15 protein-coding genes are annotated in these 16,629 nt (G+C 56.2%); 3 read left to right on the top strand and 12 right to left on the bottom strand.

Features of this window, described 5'->3' with window-relative positions; genetic code table 11:
• Nucleotides 1-201 precede the first annotated feature (201 nt).
• Together QUE75_RS06905 and QUE75_RS06900 are read left to right on the top strand one after the other, a co-directional pair.
• Nucleotides 202-654 carry an Lrp/AsnC ligand binding domain-containing protein gene (locus tag QUE75_RS06905; protein WP_061331707.1) on the top strand — a complete coding sequence of 151 codons (453 nt, stop codon included), beginning with the start codon at nucleotides 202-204 and terminating at the stop codon, nucleotides 652-654.
• Nucleotides 655-665: 11 nt separating this feature from the next.
• Nucleotides 666-1,829: a glycerate kinase gene (locus QUE75_RS06900; protein WP_286254627.1), complete on the top strand. Its 1,164-nt coding sequence runs from the start codon at nucleotides 666-668 to the stop codon at nucleotides 1,827-1,829.
• Here the strand turns inward: QUE75_RS06900 and QUE75_RS06895 are convergent.
• Nucleotides 1,815-2,456 (bottom strand): Crp/Fnr family transcriptional regulator, encoded by a 642-nt coding sequence (locus QUE75_RS06895; protein WP_286254624.1) that lies wholly within the window; start codon nucleotides 2,454-2,456, stop codon nucleotides 1,815-1,817. The genes QUE75_RS06900 and QUE75_RS06895 overlap by 15 nt on opposite strands.
• 111 nt (nucleotides 2,457-2,567) lie before the next feature.
• On the opposite strand from QUE75_RS06895, the gene QUE75_RS06890 reads away from it, so the two are divergent.
• The gene (locus QUE75_RS06890) at nucleotides 2,568-2,756 is read left to right on the top strand and encodes a YgaP family membrane protein (RefSeq protein ID WP_061331704.1); all 189 of its coding nucleotides are present in this window, start codon (nucleotides 2,568-2,570) and stop codon (nucleotides 2,754-2,756) included.
• A 91-nt stretch (nucleotides 2,757-2,847) separates the two neighbouring features.
• Here QUE75_RS06890 and QUE75_RS06885 read toward each other — a convergent pair whose 3' ends face one another.
• The 11 genes from QUE75_RS06885 to QUE75_RS06835 all read right to left on the bottom strand — a co-directional run bounded on the left by QUE75_RS06885 (nucleotide 2,848) and on the right by QUE75_RS06835 (nucleotide 16,626).
• Nucleotides 2,848-3,213 (bottom strand): MerR family transcriptional regulator, encoded by a 366-nt coding sequence (locus QUE75_RS06885; protein WP_058093133.1) that lies wholly within the window; start codon nucleotides 3,211-3,213, stop codon nucleotides 2,848-2,850.
• Nucleotides 3,194-3,496 (bottom strand): integration host factor subunit alpha, encoded by a 303-nt coding sequence (ihfA, locus tag QUE75_RS06880; protein ID WP_044386556.1) that lies wholly within the window; start codon nucleotides 3,494-3,496, stop codon nucleotides 3,194-3,196. The genes QUE75_RS06885 and ihfA overlap by 20 nt, the downstream gene beginning before the upstream one ends.
• 3 nt (nucleotides 3,497-3,499) lie before the next feature.
• Nucleotides 3,500-5,872 carry a phenylalanine--tRNA ligase subunit beta gene (pheT, locus tag QUE75_RS06875; protein ID WP_286254616.1) on the bottom strand — a complete coding sequence of 791 codons (2,373 nt, stop codon included), beginning with the start codon at nucleotides 5,870-5,872 and terminating at the stop codon, nucleotides 3,500-3,502.
• 72 nt (nucleotides 5,873-5,944) lie between these two features.
• A complete protein-coding gene (gene pheS / locus QUE75_RS06870) occupies nucleotides 5,945-6,943 on the bottom strand; it encodes a phenylalanine--tRNA ligase subunit alpha (protein WP_061331702.1) in 999 nt (332 codons plus the stop codon).
• Nucleotides 6,944-7,081: 138 nt separating this feature from the next.
• Nucleotides 7,082-7,435: a 50S ribosomal protein L20 gene (gene rplT, locus QUE75_RS06865; RefSeq protein WP_286254613.1), complete on the bottom strand. Its 354-nt coding sequence runs from the start codon at nucleotides 7,433-7,435 to the stop codon at nucleotides 7,082-7,084.
• 50 nt (nucleotides 7,436-7,485) lie between these two features.
• Nucleotides 7,486-7,677 carry a 50S ribosomal protein L35 gene (gene rpmI, locus QUE75_RS06860; protein WP_007151842.1) on the bottom strand — a complete coding sequence of 64 codons (192 nt, stop codon included), beginning with the start codon at nucleotides 7,675-7,677 and terminating at the stop codon, nucleotides 7,486-7,488.
• 94 nt (nucleotides 7,678-7,771) lie between these two features.
• On the bottom strand, nucleotides 7,772-8,317 hold the full coding sequence (gene infC / locus QUE75_RS06855; RefSeq protein WP_082780529.1) for a translation initiation factor IF-3: 546 nt from the start codon (nucleotides 8,315-8,317) through the stop codon (nucleotides 7,772-7,774).
• Nucleotides 8,314-10,239 (bottom strand): threonine--tRNA ligase, encoded by a 1,926-nt coding sequence (gene thrS / locus QUE75_RS06850; RefSeq protein ID WP_286254611.1) that lies wholly within the window; start codon nucleotides 10,237-10,239, stop codon nucleotides 8,314-8,316. Before thrS ends, infC begins: the two co-directional genes overlap by 4 nt.
• A gap of 151 nt (nucleotides 10,240-10,390) precedes the next feature.
• Entirely contained in the window at nucleotides 10,391-12,991 is a 2,601-nt protein-coding gene (locus QUE75_RS06845; RefSeq protein ID WP_286254608.1) for a TRAP transporter permease, read from the bottom strand.
• Between the two features lie 81 nt (nucleotides 12,992-13,072).
• Complete coding sequence (locus QUE75_RS06840) at nucleotides 13,073-14,056, bottom strand: TAXI family TRAP transporter solute-binding subunit (RefSeq protein WP_106695346.1); 984 nt, start codon at nucleotides 14,054-14,056, stop codon at nucleotides 13,073-13,075.
• Nucleotides 14,057-14,241: 185 nt separating this feature from the next.
• Nucleotides 14,242-16,626: an efflux RND transporter permease subunit gene (locus QUE75_RS06835; RefSeq protein WP_061331698.1), complete on the bottom strand. Its 2,385-nt coding sequence runs from the start codon at nucleotides 16,624-16,626 to the stop codon at nucleotides 14,242-14,244.
• Nucleotides 16,627-16,629 lie beyond the last annotated feature (3 nt).

Raw genomic sequence — 16,629 nt, 5'->3', positions numbered from 1 at the left:
GGGATACCCTCCTGCTTATTGGAATACTGTCCGCATTTTAACGAAGCCGCTATATACTATTTACCTATTCAGGTCGAAATTGGTTTACCTTTTTCCTTTTTTGGATTGAAATAACAGAATCATTACCCCTAATTCAGGCCAAGAACAGGAATTATTGCCTGGGCACAAAAAACAGACCGACTTTCTAAAAGGATAGCAGCCATGGCGGATCTGGACAGGATTGACCTCTCGATCATCCGGGAACTACAGAAGAACGGCCGCATAACCGTGACAGACCTTGCCTCCCGGGTAGGCCTCTCCAAGACTCCCTGCCAGATCCGGATGCGGCGCCTGGAGGAGCAGGGCTACATCACCGGCTACAGCGCCATGGTGAACCAGACCAAGCTTGGCTTGTCGCACGTAGCTTTTGCCCAGGTCACCCTGAACGACACCAGCAGCAAGGCGCTGGCGGCGTTCAACACGGCGGTTCGGCAAATCTCTGCAGTTGAGCAATGCCATATGATGGCTGCCAACTTCGACTACCTTCTTAAAGTCAGAACCAAAAACATGGCCGAGTACCGGCAAGTGCTTGGCGAACAGATCTCCAGCCTGCCCCATGTGCTGCAAACCAGCACCTTTGTAGTAATGGAAAGCGTTAAAGACCGTGGCCTTTGAGGAATTCTCCAATGTTGACGAACAGAACCGACACTCTACGAGTAGTCATTGCCCCCGATTCCTTCAAGGAATGCCTGGCCGCCGAACAGGTGGCCCAGGCGATTGCCCGGGGCTGGCGACAGGCAGCCCCGGATGACCAGCTTGTGACGGTGCCGCTGGCCGATGGCGGTGAAGGCACCACCCGGGCTCTGACGGAGGCGCGCCGGGGGCAGCTTCACACGGTTAAGGTCACCGGGCCTATGGGTGAACTCGTCTCAGCTCACTACGGTCTGGTTAATGATGGCGAGATTGCCATTGTTGAGGTCGCCGAGGCCAGCGGCTTGCACTGCGTGCCGGCCCGCAGCCGAAATGCCCTGACAGCGTCCAGCGTTGGTACCGGCGAACTGATTCTGGCCGCCCTCGAGCACAAACCCAAAACCCTGATCATGGGCCTGGGCGGCAGCGCCACCACCGATGGTGGCGCTGGCATATTGCAAGCCCTCGGGGCACGTCTTCTGGATCACGGTGGCCACCCCATACCGGGCGGCGGTAACGGCCTGGCAGAACTGGCCAGCCTGGACCTGGCCCCAGCTCTGGATCGATTGGCCGGGGTAAACCTGGTTGTGGCCTGCGACGTCAACAACCCTCTGTTGGGGCCGAATGGCGCGGCAGCGGTGTTCGGGCCGCAGAAAGGCGCTGACTCCCGGCAAGTGGTGGAGCTGGATCGCAATCTGGGGCACTTTGCCCGCCTGGTGGAACAGCAAGGAATGGATATTGCCAGTTTTCCGGGCAGTGGCGCGGCGGGCGGAATCGGCGGCATGATTGCGGGTATTCTGGGGGCGGAACTGCGCCCGGGTATAGAGCTGGTGATGGAAACCGTGGAGCTGGAAAGCCATCTGGCCCAAGCGGACCTGGTGATCACTGCCGAAGGGGCGATTGACTCCCAGAGCGCCTACGGCAAAACCCCTGCCGGCGTTGCTTCGCTGGCAAAAAAATACGGTGTTCCGGTGATTGGCTTGGCAGGGAAACTGGGGGCGGAACTGGGAGAATTGCACCGCCTCGGGTTGTCTGCTGCCTTTTCCATTACCCCTGCACCGATGGAACTGCAGGAGGCCTACACCCAGGCCGCCGATAATCTGGAAACAACCGCAGGGCAGCTGGCACGACTGGTGCACAGCGTTTCAGGCAGGCGCTAGCTTATCGGCAAGCCCCGTCAGCTCAATCTTGCCGCGGGCCAACCTGACCTGATCCTGCCGCTCCAGCTCCTTCAGCAGGCGGCTGACCACTTCTCTAGCCGTGCCCAGCTCAATCCCCAGCTCCTGATGGGTAATGGCCAGCACCCGCTGGCCATGACTCGCCCGCGCCAGCAACCACTCTTCCAGGCGCTCATCCATCCGGCGAAACGCCACCTCCTCCACCAGCAACATGAGATCGTCGAGGCGCTTTCCGTAAGACTCCATAATCGCCAGCCGAAACTCGGCGGACTGGTCCATCAGCCGGTCAAAAAGCCCTCGAGGGATGATCGCCGCTTCCGCCTCTTCCTCAACGATGGCCTCGGCCCGGTAGCCACGGCCGGTCATCAGGCAGCCAATCGACAAGGTGCATATATCATCAGCACCCATCCGGTACAACACGATGCCCTGCCCGGAAACGCCGGTCATCTGGACCTTGATGCTGCCATCAAGCACCAATGGCAGCCCCCGGCAATGCTCCCCAGCGCTGAAAAGCACCTGCCCTGGAGGAAATCGCATAACACTGATCGACGTCAGCGTGTCTTTGCGCAGGCTTTCGTTAAGGGTTTCCAGAATACTGTGTTTCGCCATTATTGGCTCCGGACGCATAATCTTGGTTGCCTGTGTGACTTTATCACTGAACGCTCGTCGCCGCAGGCCTATAGTGCCAGCATCACCCGACATCAAACAGGAGAGACAAAGATGACGGTAAACATGGGTTCAGCGGACCGGATTATTCGCGCCATTGTCGGCATTGTTCTGATTGCCCTGGTGTTTGTAGGGCCACAAACGGCCTGGGGCTGGATTGGTGTGGTGCCCCTGGCCACCGCTGCCATTGGCAACTGCCCCGCCTATTCCCTGCTGGGGATCAAAACCTGCAAGACCAAATAGGCAGAAAGCGCACGCCAGAAAGCATAAAGGCCGGAGTGGGTACCCACTCCGGCCTTTCATCAACGGCTTACACTGCGTTCCCCGAGGCAACTTACCGGGCGGGGGAATTCAGCACATCCAGTACCTCTTCCAGCTCGGTGATCATTTGCCGGATCAGCTGCTTGTACTGGGAGGTGTCGTCTTTGACTTCCGAGCTGCTCAGCTTCTGCTTGGCACCACCGATGGTGTAGCCCTGATCGTACAACAGGCTACGGATCTGACGAATGGTGATCACATCCGCCCGCTGGTAGTAACGACGATTGCCCCGGCGCTTGACCGGCGACAACTGGGGAAACTCCTGTTCCCAATAGCGCAATACGTGGGCTTTTACAGCACACAAATCGGCCACTTCACCAATCGTGAAATAGCGTTTCCCCGGAATGGCGGGGAGCTCGTTGTTATGACTCGGTTCCAGCATACGCTTCTACTTTCTGCTTCAGTTTCTGACCTGGTCGAAACGTAACTACGCGTCGTGCACTGATGGGAATTTCTTCACCCGTTTTCGGGTTCCGTCCCGGGCGCTGCTTCTTGTCCCTGAGATCGAAGTTGCCAAATCCCGACAACTTAACCTGCTCGTTGTGGCTGAGTGCGCCTCTGATTTCGTCGAAGAAAGCTTCTACCATTTCCTTGGCCTCACGCTTGTTAAGACCTAACTCCTCGTACAAGCGCTCTGCCATGTCCGCTTTCGTCAAAGCCGCCATTTCTCAACTCCTCAGTGTTGCCCCCAGCTCTTCTTTCAAGGCATCAATAACGCCGTTGAAGAGCGAATGCACTTCATCTTCATTGAGCGTGCGTTCGGGATGCTGCCAGAACAGGCTGAGCGCCAGGCTTCGGTTGCCTTCACCCAGGCTTTCGCCTTCATAGACATCAAACACACGCAACGCCGTAAGGTGTTCACCAGCATGCCTCCTGGCCACATGCTCAACCTGGGCGAACGCCACATCGCTCCCGATAATAATAGCCAAATCCCGCCGAACTTCCGGAAATTTTGAAATATCTTTGAAATTAGGCACATATCCGGTAACGATCGAATTCAAGAATAGCTCAAACATCAGGATCGTGCCATTAAGTTCAAGATTTTTCTGAACTTGTGGGTGCAACGTGCCCAACCAGCCCACATGTTCACCGTCACGCAACAATTCAGCGGTCTGGCCCGGGTGCAGCGCCGGATGCTGGCTGGCGATGAACTGAATCTCGATACCCAGCACACGGAACAAGCTTTCCAACTCTCCTTTAACATCAAAGAAGTCCGCTGTTCTGCGACCGTTTACCCAGTTTTCCGGTGCCTGATTGCCCACCACCACACCGGCTAGCATCGGCTGCTGGTCGATCTCACCGTCATTTTTCTCAAACCTGAGACCGGTTTCAAACAGACGGATGCGGGGCTGCTGGCGGTTCTGGTTGTGCACTACTGTCTTCAACAGGCCGCTCCACAGGGTGGTACGCATCACTGACAAATCCGCCGAAATCGGATTGGCCAGAGCAATGCCTTCCCGCTCTGGATCGATCAGCTGTTGTACCTTCGGATCAACAAAGCTGTAGGTAACTGCTTCCTGGTAGCCCTGCGCCACGAAGAAGTTGCGAATGGCCGACAACGGCCGTACCGCCTCTTCCCTCGCCCGCAAGCCAAGGGAGCCCGTTGGCTCGGTCACCGGCAGGTTGTTGTAACCGAAGATACGACCGACTTCCTCGATCAGGTCTTCTTCGATGGAAATGTCCGGGCGGAAGCTGGGCACACTGATGCGCCAGCCGTCTTTCAGTAACTTGTCGATATGCAGACCAAGACGAGACAGGATTTCTTCCACCGTGGTGCGGTCAATCGCCAGGCCCAGCACATCGGCCAGGCGTTTTTCCCTCAGATCGATCACTCTCGCTTTCGGCAAGTGCTCCTGGCTTGCCACTTCCACGATTTCTCCGGGCTCGCCACCAACAATGTCCATCAGCAGGCGCGTTGCCCGCTCCATGGCATCGCGAGCCAGTTGGTAATCAACACCACGCTCAAAACGGTGGGAGGCATCGGTGTGCAAACCATATTCGCGGGCCTTACCCGCCAGGGTAATGGGGTCGAAATAGGCCGACTCCAGCACCAGGTCCCGGGTTTTCGGGCTCACCCCGGAGTGCTCCCCACCCATAACGCCGGCAATGGCAATCGGTTTCTGGTGGTCCGCAATCAGGAGGGTTTCCGGAGTCAATTCAACTTCCTGACCATCCAGCAGCACCAGTTTTTCGCCTGCCTTGGCCATACGCACAATGATACCGCCACTGATCTCGTCACGGTCGAAGGCGTGCATGGGCTGGCCCAGTTCCAGCATCACGTAGTTGGTGACATCCACTGCGGCATCAATGGACCGGATACCGGAACGGCGCAGCTTTTCCTGCATCCACAAGGGTGTTTCCGCCTGCAGATTTACGTTTCGCAGAACGCGCCCCAGGTAACGGGGGCAACCTTCCGGCGCCTCTACGCGGATATCCGGCACTTCCGAATGCACCGCTTCCACCGGAGCAATGTCTGGTGCCTCTACCAGCAGGCTGTTCAGAACACCCACTTCCCGGGCCAACCCCTTGATGGACAAGCAATCACTGCGGTTCGGAGTGAGGTCAACATCAATGGCGATGTCGTTGAGCTTCAGGTAATCCGCTACGTCCTGACCAACCGGCGCATCAACAGGCAATTCCATCAGGCCATCGTGACTTTCAGACAGCGCCAGTTCGGATTCGGAGCAGAGCATGCCTTCGGAAGGCTGGCCACGCAGCTTGGCCTTCTTGATCTTGAAGTTACCGGGCAACACCGCACCAACCACCGCAAACGGCACTTTCAGGCCGGCGCGCACATTGGGAGCGCCACAAACCACCTGAACGGTATTGGTCCCGTCACTCACCTGACACACACGCAGCTTGTCAGCATCCGGGTGGGGTTCGGCGGAAATCACCTCGCCAACCACCACACCGCTGAACTCCCCGGCCACCGGCTCAAAGCCATCCACTTCCAGCCCGGCCATGGTGATCTGGTCCATCAATTCCTGGGATCCAAGGTTCGGGTTAACCCACTCGCGCAGCCACTGTTCACTGAATTTCATCGTTCTTGCCTTGTCCTGATGCGGTTTATGCGGTTGATTCTGAGCTCTGCGTACGTCGTCCTGCCCTTGGGCTTAACGGAACTGACGCAGGAAACGCAGGTCGTTTTCGAAGAACATGCGCAGATCTTTCACGCCGTAGCGGAGCATGGCCAGGCGTTCAACGCCCAGACCAAAGGCAAAGCCACGATATTCTTCGGCATCAATACCGCAATGCTCGAACACTTTCGGGTGCACCATGCCGCAGCCCATCACTTCCAGCCACTTGATGCTGCCGTCTGCTTCCCGGCCCCACTCGATATCCACCTCCGCGGAGGGCTCGGTGAACGGGAAATACGACGGACGAAAACGTACTTTCAGATCACGCTCGAAGAACACCCGCAGGAATTCTTCCACCGTGCTTTTCAGATCCGCAAAGCTGACGTTCTTCTCAACCAGCAACCCCTCCACCTGGTGGAACATGGGGGTGTGAGTCATATCCGAATCGCAGCGGTACACGCGGCCCGGGCAGATCATCCGGAAGGGCGGCTTGCCGGCTTCCATGGTACGGATCTGAACCGGAGAGGTATGGGTCCGCAGCAGAGTGCCGGGATTGAAATAGAAGGTATCGTGCATGGCACGGGCCGGGTGATGCCCGGGAATGTTCAGCGCTTCGAAGTTATGGTAGTCATCTTCGATTTCCGGCCCCTGCTCCACGCTGTAACCGGCGCGGGCAAAGATCTCTTCAATACGCTGCAGGGTGCGGGTGACCGGGTGCAAGCCCCCCAGGTCCTGGCCACGGCCGGGCAAGGTCACATCAATGGATTCGCTGGCCAGCTTCGCCTCTATGGCGGCTGTCTCAAGATCTGCCCGGCGCGCATTGATAGCTTGCTCAACCTGCCCCTTGGCTTCATTGATCTTCTGGCCGGCGGCAGGACGCTCCTCCGCAGAGAGTTTACCCAGGGTTTTCGCCTGCTGGGTGATCACCCCCTTCTTGCCGAGGTATTCCACGCGAATTTGATCAAGTGCCTGAAGGTCGCTCGCGTTTTCTACCGCGTTCAACCCGTCCTGAACCAGTTGCTCCAGGTTTTCCATTGACCCTGCTCCAAACCAGAAATGGGGTAGGTTAAAACAAAAATAGGGGAAGAGCGTGCCCTTCCCCTATCAGAGGGCGCATTCACGATGACATGAAGCACCCGGATCGATCAGTAATCGATGAAAGAGCTTAAGCGATCACAGGGATGCTTTGGCCTTCTCAACCACAGCGGCAAACGCCTGCTGCTCGTTCATGGCCAGATCAGCCAGAACCTTACGATCGATTTCAACATTCGCCTGCTTCAGGCCAGCGATCAGACGGCTGTACGACAGGCCGTTTGCACGGGCGCCAGCGTTGATACGGGCAATCCACAGAGCGCGGAAAGCGCGCTTACGGTTGCGACGGTCACGGTAGGCGTACTGACCAGCCTTGATAACCGCCTGCTTGGCAACGCGGAATACACGACTACGAGCGCCGTAGTAACCCTTGGCCTGCTTGAGAATCTTCTTGTGACGACGACGTGCTACCACGCCACGCTTTACACGAGCCATACTTTAATCCTTCTACCTTTACTTTCTAAGGAACGTTTCGCGCGGCTGGATCAGCACGCGGTCATGCGCTTGATAGATGCAACATCCGACTTGGCGATGAGCTTGGTGCCGCGCAGCTGACGCTTACGCTTCGGGCTCTTCTTGGTCAGGATGTGACTGGTGAAGGACTGCTTGTGCTTGAAGCCGGTGGCGGTCTTCTTGAACCGCTTGGTAGCTCCGCTTTTGGTTTTCATCTTCGGCATTTTTAAAACTCCGCATTCTATTATGAATAAAAACAACTGTGCCCCTGAACGACAAATCCCCCGCCGCTGCGGGGGACCCGTGCTGGGATCAGGTTCACTTCTTCTTGCGGGGAGCCACGATCATGGTCATCTGCCGGCCTTCCATTTTCGGCCGCATCTCAACCGTTGCAAGTTCTTCGATGTCGGTTTCAATCCGAGCCATGAGTTTCATACCAATTTCCTGGTGTGCCATCTCACGGCCGCGGAACCGAATCGTGATCTTGCCGCGATCCCCGTTCTCAAGGAAACGTACCAGGTTGCGTAGTTTGACCTGATAATCCCCTTCTTCCGTTCCTGGTCGGAACTTCAGCTCTTTGACCTGCGTCTGCTTCTGCTTTTTCTTGGCAGCCGCCTTGGCCTTTTTCTCTTCAAAAATTTTCTTGCCGTAGTCCATTATCTTACAGACGATCGGATCGGAATCCGTAACCTGCACCAGATCAAGGGTGGCTTCTTCCGCCATGCGGATCGCGTCCTCGATGGGTACTATCCCGACCTGATTGCCTTCGGCATCAATCAGACGGACTTCAGTTGCGTCAATGTTCTCATTGATAGGCGCTTTTGGAGTACGCCCACCCCGATTCGTTCGCTGTTTAATAATCAGATCTCCGTTTTGTTTCTGCCTTTTCGGTCGACGTCAGCTGCAAGCAGCTGTTCAAACTCGTCGACAGACATGGTGCCCAGATCTTCGCCTTTGCGAGTTCTTACTGCAACGGCGTTGTTCTCGATTTCTTTATCGCCAACAACGATCAGGTAGGGAACCTTGTTAAGAGTATGCTCGCGGATTTTAAAGCCGATCTTCTCGTTTCTCAAGTCAGCATTAACCCGATAACCCAAAGAATCCCACTTTTTGGCCAGATTCTGACAATAATCACGCTGGTTATCGGTAATATTCAGCACCGCAACCTGTGTCGGAGCAAGCCACGTGGGGAATGCGCCTTCGTATTCTTCGATCAGTATACCGATAAACCGCTCAAAAGACCCGAGAACCGCCCGATGCAGCATAACGGGAGTTTTCCGCTCGGAATTATCGGCCACATATTGGGCACCCAGGCGGCCTGGCATTGAGAAATCCACCTGAATGGTACCACACTGCCAAACCCGGCCGAGACAGTCTTTCAGGGAATATTCAATTTTGGGACCGTAGAAGGCACCCTCGCCCGGCAACAATTCCCAATCAACACCCTCGCGGTTCAGGGCTTCTTCAAGAGCAGCCTCCGCCTTGTCCCAGACCTCGTCCGAACCTACGCGCTTCTCCGGGCGAGTGGACAATTTGTACAGAATCTCGGTAAAACCGAAGTCCTCGTATACTTCGTGCAGCATTTTCATGAACGCCGACACTTCTTCCTGGATGGCGTCTTCTTCACAGAAGATATGGGCATCATCCTGAGTGAATCCACGCACCCGCATCAGGCCATGAAGAGCCCCGGAGGCTTCATTTCGGTGGCATGAGCCGAATTCTGCCAGGCGCAGCGGCAAGTCCTTATAGCTTTTCAGACCCTGATTGAACACCTGTACGTGGCACGGGCAGTTCATGGGCTTGATGGCGTAATCGTGCTTCTCGGACTCGGTGGTGAACATGCCATCCTTGAACTTGTCCCAGTGCCCGGACTTCTCCCAGAGCGTGCGGGACACCACCTGCGGTGTTTTGATTTCCTTGTAGCCATGCTGGTGCTGCTTGGCCCGCATGTACTGCTCAACTTCCTGGTACAGGGACCAGCCATCCGGATGCCAGAACACCATGCCGGGAGCTTCCTCCTGCATGTGGAACAGGCCCAGCTTCTTGCCAATCTTTCGGTGATCCCGCTTTTCGGCCTCTTCCAGGCGATGCAGATAGGTTTTCAGGTCTTTCTTGTTACCCCAGGCCGTGCCGTAGATACGCTGCAATTGTTCATTGCTGGTATCACCGCGCCAGTAGGCACCCGCAACCTTGGTGAGCTTGAACGCTTTCAGCTTGCCGGTGCTGGGCACGTGAGGACCACGGCACAGGTCAATAAAGTCACCTTGACTATAGAACGATAGATCTTCCTCACCGGGGATATCCTCGATGATCCGAACCTTGTATTCCTCACCCATTTTTTCAAACAGTTTGACCGCTTCCTCCCGGGACATGATGGAACGGGAGACCGGCAGGTCCTGTTTGGCGAGTTCTTCCATACGCTTTTCGATGCGCGCCAGGTCTTCGTTGGTAAACGGGCGCTCGTATTTGAAGTCGTAGTAGAAACCGTTCTCGATCACCGGCCCGATGGTTACCTGGGCGCCGGGGAACAGATCTTGTACCGCCATGGCCATAAGGTGTGCCGTGGAGTGGCGAATCACGTCTACGCCGTCTTCATCGCGCTCGGTTACGATGGCCAGATCCACATCGTTTTCGATCAGGTAGCTGGTATCCACGAGTTTGCCATTCACTTTTCCAGCCAGGGCGGCCTTGGCAAGGCCTGCACCAATATCGGCGGCCACATCATGAACGGTAACGGGTTCGGCAAAACTGCGATGACTGCCATCCGGCAGGGTAATGACGGGCATGATTCTCTCCTGATGGTTTCTCAGCGGTGATCTATACCAAAGATCACATGGTGGCCGGGCTCCGTGATACAAACCACGGGCCGGTTTGAGGGCGAGTCTAACAGAAAAAAACCCGGCAGCAACGCCGGGTTTTCACTAAGTGCCATGAGCTTTACGCCGTTTGAGGTGATGCGTCCTCCCTGGCTTTGCGCTTGAGCTGGCCAAACGCCACCAATCCAAGCAACAACAGCGCGGGAATAAACATCAATTCCCTCGGTGGCCGGTCGAGCTTTGCCTGAACTGCTTCGATATTCCAACCAAACTCAATACCGGCATCTTCCGCAGCGCTGCCAAAATCGACAAAATTCACCGCCAGCACGTCACCCTGATCGGACACGTCCAAACCGACGGCTGAGAGCCGTTCCTCCGCTGACCCACCAGCCGGAATATCGAGCTGAACATAAGTGGTCACGTCACTGCCATCCAGCCCCATGCCCGATACCCGGAAAACCGTTGTGTCATCAACCGGCACCGTCTCGACGTACTCCATAATCGCACTGCCCTGCCGCTCTTCATAAGGCGGATAGATCATGTCCCACCAGAACCCGGGCCGGAACAAGGTGAAGGTAATCAACAGCAACAGCAGGCTTTCCCACTTGTAGCTGCGGGTAAACCAGAAACCCTGTGTCGCGGCAGAGAACACGAGCATGGCCGTTACCGCGCTGGCCACGGTAATCAGCAGGTCGACCCACCCGGTCAGGCCAATCAGCAACAACTGGGTGTTGAAGATAAACATGAACGGCAGGATGGCGGTACGGATATCGTAGGTAAAACCCTGAATACCCGTTCGGATGGGGTCTGCGCCCGAGATAGCCGCCGCCGCGTAGGCGGCCAGACCCACGGGCGGCGTATCATCCGCCAGTATCCCGAAATAGAACACAAACAGGTGAACCGCAATAAGCGGCACGAGCAAGCCATTCTGGGCGCCGAGGGTAACGATGACCGGCGCCATCAGTGTCGATACCACGATGTAATTAGCCGTGGTGGGCAAGCCCATCCCCAGTATCAGGCTGATCACTGCGGTGAAGATGAGCATTAACAGCAGATTCCCCCCGGAGAGGAACTCTACAAACTCTGTCATCACCAACCCGATACCGGTGAGGGTTACTGTGCCAACCACGATGCCAGCGGTGGCCGTGGCAACACCAATGCCCACCATGTTGCGAGCGCCGGTGGCCAAAGAGTGCGCCAGATCAACAAAGCCACTGGCAAACTCACGGAGCACCTGGCCGCGGCTGCGGAAAAGTGTTTTCAGCGGGCGCTGTGTTATCACGATAAAGATCATGAACAGGGTCGCCCAGAATGCAGACAACTGCGGCGAAAAGCGCTCTACGGTGAGGCACCAGACAAGCACCACCACAGGCAGGAGATAATAAAGGCCGGTTTTGACGGTGGGGCCCACCTCAGGCAATGCGCCCATCGCCTTTTCGGGATCATCCACTTCCAGCTCGGGAAACCGGGTGGCATAGCCAACCAAACCCACATAGACCGCAACAAGCAGCGGCCCAAGCACCCAGGGCGCCGCCTCGCCAAGAACATCCTTGGTCCAGCCCACACCATAGTAAACCGCAAAGGTGAGTACGATCAGGCCGATCAGAATCACCACCCAATTCAGCATTCGCTGTGCCAGCGAGGGACGGTTCGGCCGCTCCATGCCTTCCATCTTCAGCTTGCAAGCTTCAAGGTGAACAATGTAAATCAATGCCACGTAGGAAATCAGAGCCGGCAGAATGGCGTGCTTGATCACTTCCAGGTAAGAAATGCCCACATATTCGACCATCAAAAACGCAGCAGCGCCCATGATAGGCGGTGTGAGCTGCCCATTGGTGGACGCAGCAACCTCGACAGCACCCGCCTTGGTAGCCGGAAAGCCAACACGCTTCATCAGCGGAATCGTGAACGTACCCGTGGTGACCACATTGGCAATCGATGAGCCGGAAATAACACCACTCAAACCACTGGACACCACCGCAGCCTTCGCAGGGCCACCACGCATATGGCCAAGCATGGCGTAGGCCACCTTGATGAAGTAGTTGCCGGCTCCGGCACGTTCAAGCAACGCACCAAAAAGTACGAATAGAAACACAAAGCTGGTGGATACACCCAACGCCACCCCGAAAACACCTTCGGTACCCAGCCATTGATGAGACGCCAGCTTGTTGAGGCTGACCCCCTTATGGGCAATGACATCCGGCATGTAAGGGCCGGCAATCGAATAGGTGATGAACACCGCCGCGACGATGGTCAGCGGCAGGCCAAGGGCCCGTCGAGTGGCTTCAAGCAACAACACCAGACCTCCGAGCGCGACCCATAGATCCATGGTAATCGGCGCACCCGGGCGGGTAGAAAGTTCGTTATAGAATACGAAAAGGTAAGATGCGGAGAAAGCAGCCGCAAGTGCCAGTATCCAGTCGTAGACCGGTACTTTATCGGCGTGTACTCCCTTGATCATGGGGAATGCTGAAAACGCCAGGAAAACCGCAAATGCCAGATGAATGGAGCGGGCTTCCGTGGAATTGAAAATGCCGAAGTTCAGAATGAACGGCAGCGGTGATGCAATCCAGAGCTGAAACAAAGACCAACAAAGGGGCACGATAAACAGGATGACAGATGCCGGTCCGGTGAGAGCCCTGCCTCCGGTTTCTGTCTGCAACAGCTGATCGACCTTGGCGGCGTCAACACCCGCCCCGGTACCGGGGTCGTTCTTCGCCATAGAATGTACCTGTGATGGGAGATAACCTGGTTGGAATCAGCAGGGCGGGCCGGACGCCCACCCTGCCGGCGACGTGCCGGATCAGTCGATCAGGCCAGCCTCACGATAGTACTTGGCTGCACCCGGATGCAGAGGCGCACTCAGGGCGTCAGAGACCATCTCTTCCTTCTTCAGGTTACCGAACGCAGGATGCAGGCGCTTGAAGCTGTCAAAGTTCTCAAAGACCGCTTTAACCACTTCATAAACCACATCGTCTGCCACATCGGTTGATGACACAAAGGTTGCTGCCACACCGAAAGTGGTTACGTCCTGGTCAGACCCACGGTACATTCCACCCGGAATAACCGCCTTCCGGTAGTACGGGTTGTCGTCAATCAGTTTCTTGCTGGCCGCGTTATCCACGTTTACCAGGACACTGTCGCAGGAGGTGGTGGCTTCCTTGATGGCACCGGAGGGGTGGCCAACGGTGTAGAAGAAAGCATCAATGTTGCCATCACACAGAGCCTGGGACTGCTCCGCCGCCTTGATTTCCGCCGCCAGGGCGAACTTGTCCATACCCCAGCCCATTTCGTCCATCAGAACTTCAGCGGTTGCGCGTTGGCCGGAACCCGGGTTGCCCACGGATACCCGCTTGCCCTCCAGGTCTTCAAAGCTCTTGATGCCAGAGCCCTTGCTCGCTACCACGGTGAACGGCTCCGGATGCAGTGAGAAAACAGCCCGCAACTTCTCGTTCTTGCCGGCGTCTTCAAACTGGCTGGTGCCGTTGTATGCGTGGAACTGCCAGTCGGACTGGGCCACCGCCAGATCAAGCTCACCCCCGCGAATGGCGTTCAGGTTGTACACGGAACCACCGGTGCTCTCGACAGAGCAGCGAATACCGTGTGCTTTCCGATCCATGTTCACCAGCCGGCAGATGGCGCCACCAGCGGGATAGTACACACCGGTCACGCCGCCTGTGCCGATGGTCACGAAGCGCTGTTCCTGGGCGGAAACGGCTGTCGATGCGGCCCCGAGGCTCACGGCGGCAGCAACGGCAAACGCGGACGCTTTGAGTTTTAGTGTCATGTGTGCTCTTCCTTCTCTTCTTGGTCTTTATTGTCAGTTGCCCGTCTCAAAGTGCGGGCAAACATCCCGGTCGTTTAAGAACATAGACCACTTCGGGCCATAAATAAAGAATGCATTAGCTCGCTAACCGTCTGACCCAGCAACAAAAAAGCCCGCGAGTGCGGGCTTTTTTGCAGTTCTGGCGGTTATTTCGCCGCTCTTGCCTTGGCAAGCATTTTGTCTGGGCGCAACAGGAAGCGCGCCAACGCAGGCAGCAGCCAAATAGCGCCCACCATGTTCCAGAGGAACATGAAGAACAGCAGGAAGCCCATATCCGCCTGGAACTTGATCGGCGAGAAGATCCAGGTCACCACACCAAGACCCAGAGTCACACCGGTAAAGATAACCGCCTTACCGGTTGAGCGCAGAGTCTCGTAATAGGCATCCTGGAGCGTCTTGCCCTCCAGCAGGAACTTCTCAAGCTTGCTGTAGATATAGATACCGTAGTCGACACCGATACCTACCCCCAATGCGATCACCGGCAGGGTCGCCACCTTGATACCGATACCCGAGACCGCCATGATTGCCTCACACAGGATGGAGGTCAGGCCCAGCGGAATCACGATACACGCCACCGCGCGGATCGACCGGAACGTCAGGAAACACAGCAAGCTCACCACGCTGTAGACCAGCAGCAACATGATGTCTTTGGCATTGGCAATAACTTCGTTGGTAGCGGCCTCAATACCGGCGTTACCTGCGGCGAGCAGGAAAGTGTGCTCGTCGTTGTTGAAGTTATCGGCAAACTCCTCAACACGGTCAACCACAGTCTGCAGGGTTTCCGCCTTGTGGTCTTCCAGGAACACCAGCACCGGCGTCAGATCACAGGTGGTGTTGATCAGACCTGCCGGGGCCTCACGAATGGAGGCGTTGATGATGGTCTGGTTACGGGAGATCTCATACCACTTCCAGCTACCCTCGTTCAGAGCCTTGGTCACCATCTTGGAAACATCCGCCAGGGAAGCAGAGCTCTGCACGCCCGGAGTGTTCTGAAGCTCCCACTGAAGGCGATCCATCGCACGCAATACGTTGTACTGGGTGCACTGTTCTTCCTGGGTTTTCACCATCACCACCAGAACGTCGGCACTGGTGGAATAGTTGTTGATGATGAAGGAGTTATCCTTGTTGTAGCGGGAATCCGGGCGCAGCTCCGGCGCACCCTCGTCCAGGTCACCAACCTTCAGGTCCTGCTTGTAGTACAGACCCAGGCCAAGACCAATCACCGCAATCAGCAGGGAAATCGGCGCAACGCCTGGATGGGAGAAGTAAGACATGACCCGCCATTTGCGATCCTGCTTTTCACCGTGATTCTGCACATGCCGGACACCACCCTTCGAGATACCGATGTAAGACATGATCAGTACGTGCAGCACCAGGTTGGTGATGATCACGAACGCCACACCCAGGCCCGCCGCAATAGCCAGATCCCGGATTACATCGATTTCGATAAACACCAGGGTCAGGAAGCCGAAGGCATCGGAAATCAGGGCCAGCATGCCCGGAATATACAGAGCCCGGAACGCGAGCCTGGCTGAGGTAATGGCATCGAACCCTTTGCCTGCTTCAACCGCCATGGCGTTGACAATCTGAACGCCGTGACTGATACCGATCGCAAAGACCAGGAAAGGAACCAGCACCGAGTATGGGTCCAGCCCGTAGCCCAGCAGCTTGAGAGTACCGAGCTGCCAGAACACGGCAATGATCGACGTGAACACCGGCACCAGGGTGCCCGCAATGCAGCGGGAGTACCAGAACAACAGCAGCGTGGTCAGCAGGATGGTGATCCCCGCAAACCAGGCAATGGAGGCAATACCCTCAATCAGATCACCCACTTTCTTGGCGAAACCGACAATGTGGATATTGACGTTAGGATTTTCTGCTCCGTACTTATCGCGAATCTTTTCTTCGAGCTGGCGTGAGAACTCACCATAATCCAGCGCTTCGCCGGTTTCCGGGTTCTTCTCGTACAGTGGCGCGTAAACGATGGTGGAACGGAAGTTATCGGAAATCAGGCGCCCTACTTCGTTGGAACGCAGGATATTCTGACGTAATTGCTCCAGGCTTTCACGGGAACCGTCGTAGCCATCAGGAATGACCGTACCACCCTGGAAGCCCTGTTCTGTTACCTCTACCCAGCGTACGTTGGAAGTCCACAGCGACTTGAGGCCGGAACGGTCTACCCCATTCAGGTAAAAGACCTCGTCAGTAATCTGCTGCAGGGTTTCCATGTACTCGGCGGTAAAAATATCGCCTTCTTCCACGGCCACCGCAATCCGGACAAAGTTACCCAGGTTCTCCAGATCGTCCCGATGCTCGAGCATATTGACGATGTAAGGATGCTCAAGCGGAATCATCCGCTCAAAGCTCGCATCTGGCTGAATCTTGACAGCGTTGTAGCCAAGGAACAGCGTCAGAATGAAAAACGCAACCAGGATCGGTGCCCGGTTATTGAAAATCAGCCGTTCGAGAAACGGCTCCGCCTTTGGCGTTGTCAGGTAATGTTCACCCCTGTCGTGCATCGGGTTAGACATTAA

Source organism: Marinobacter shengliensis (genome assembly GCF_030297115.1).
Taxonomy (GTDB): domain Bacteria; phylum Pseudomonadota; class Gammaproteobacteria; order Pseudomonadales; family Oleiphilaceae; genus Marinobacter; species Marinobacter shengliensis.
This window is presented reverse-complemented; position numbering and strand designations above follow the sequence as displayed.

What these genes read in the sequence shown, in the direction of transcription:
- QUE75_RS06905 (WP_061331707.1), top strand. Translation starts at nt 202, where the DNA reads ATGGCGGATCTGGACAGGATTGACCTCTCGATCATCCGGGAACTACAG.
- QUE75_RS06900 (WP_286254627.1), top strand. Translation starts at nt 666, where the DNA reads ATGTTGACGAACAGAACCGACACTCTACGAGTAGTCATTGCCCCCGAT.
- QUE75_RS06895 (WP_286254624.1), bottom strand. Translation starts at nt 2,456, where the DNA reads ATGGCGAAACACAGTATTCTGGAAACCCTTAACGAAAGCCTGCGCAAA.
- QUE75_RS06890 (WP_061331704.1), top strand. Translation starts at nt 2,568, where the DNA reads ATGACGGTAAACATGGGTTCAGCGGACCGGATTATTCGCGCCATTGTC.
- QUE75_RS06885 (WP_058093133.1), bottom strand. Translation starts at nt 3,213, where the DNA reads ATGCTGGAACCGAGTCATAACAACGAGCTCCCCGCCATTCCGGGGAAA.
- ihfA (WP_044386556.1), bottom strand. Translation starts at nt 3,496, where the DNA reads ATGGCGGCTTTGACGAAAGCGGACATGGCAGAGCGCTTGTACGAGGAG.
- pheT (WP_286254616.1), bottom strand. Translation starts at nt 5,872, where the DNA reads ATGAAATTCAGTGAACAGTGGCTGCGCGAGTGGGTTAACCCGAACCTT.
- pheS (WP_061331702.1), bottom strand. Translation starts at nt 6,943, where the DNA reads ATGGAAAACCTGGAGCAACTGGTTCAGGACGGGTTGAACGCGGTAGAA.
- rplT (WP_286254613.1), bottom strand. Translation starts at nt 7,435, where the DNA reads ATGGCTCGTGTAAAGCGTGGCGTGGTAGCACGTCGTCGTCACAAGAAG.
- rpmI (WP_007151842.1), bottom strand. Translation starts at nt 7,677, where the DNA reads ATGCCGAAGATGAAAACCAAAAGCGGAGCTACCAAGCGGTTCAAGAAG.
- thrS (WP_286254611.1), bottom strand. Translation starts at nt 10,239, where the DNA reads ATGCCCGTCATTACCCTGCCGGATGGCAGTCATCGCAGTTTTGCCGAA.
- QUE75_RS06845 (WP_286254608.1), bottom strand. Translation starts at nt 12,991, where the DNA reads ATGGCGAAGAACGACCCCGGTACCGGGGCGGGTGTTGACGCCGCCAAG.
- QUE75_RS06840 (WP_106695346.1), bottom strand. Translation starts at nt 14,056, where the DNA reads ATGACACTAAAACTCAAAGCGTCCGCGTTTGCCGTTGCTGCCGCCGTG.
- QUE75_RS06835 (WP_061331698.1), bottom strand. Translation starts at nt 16,626, where the DNA reads ATGTCTAACCCGATGCACGACAGGGGTGAACATTACCTGACAACGCCA.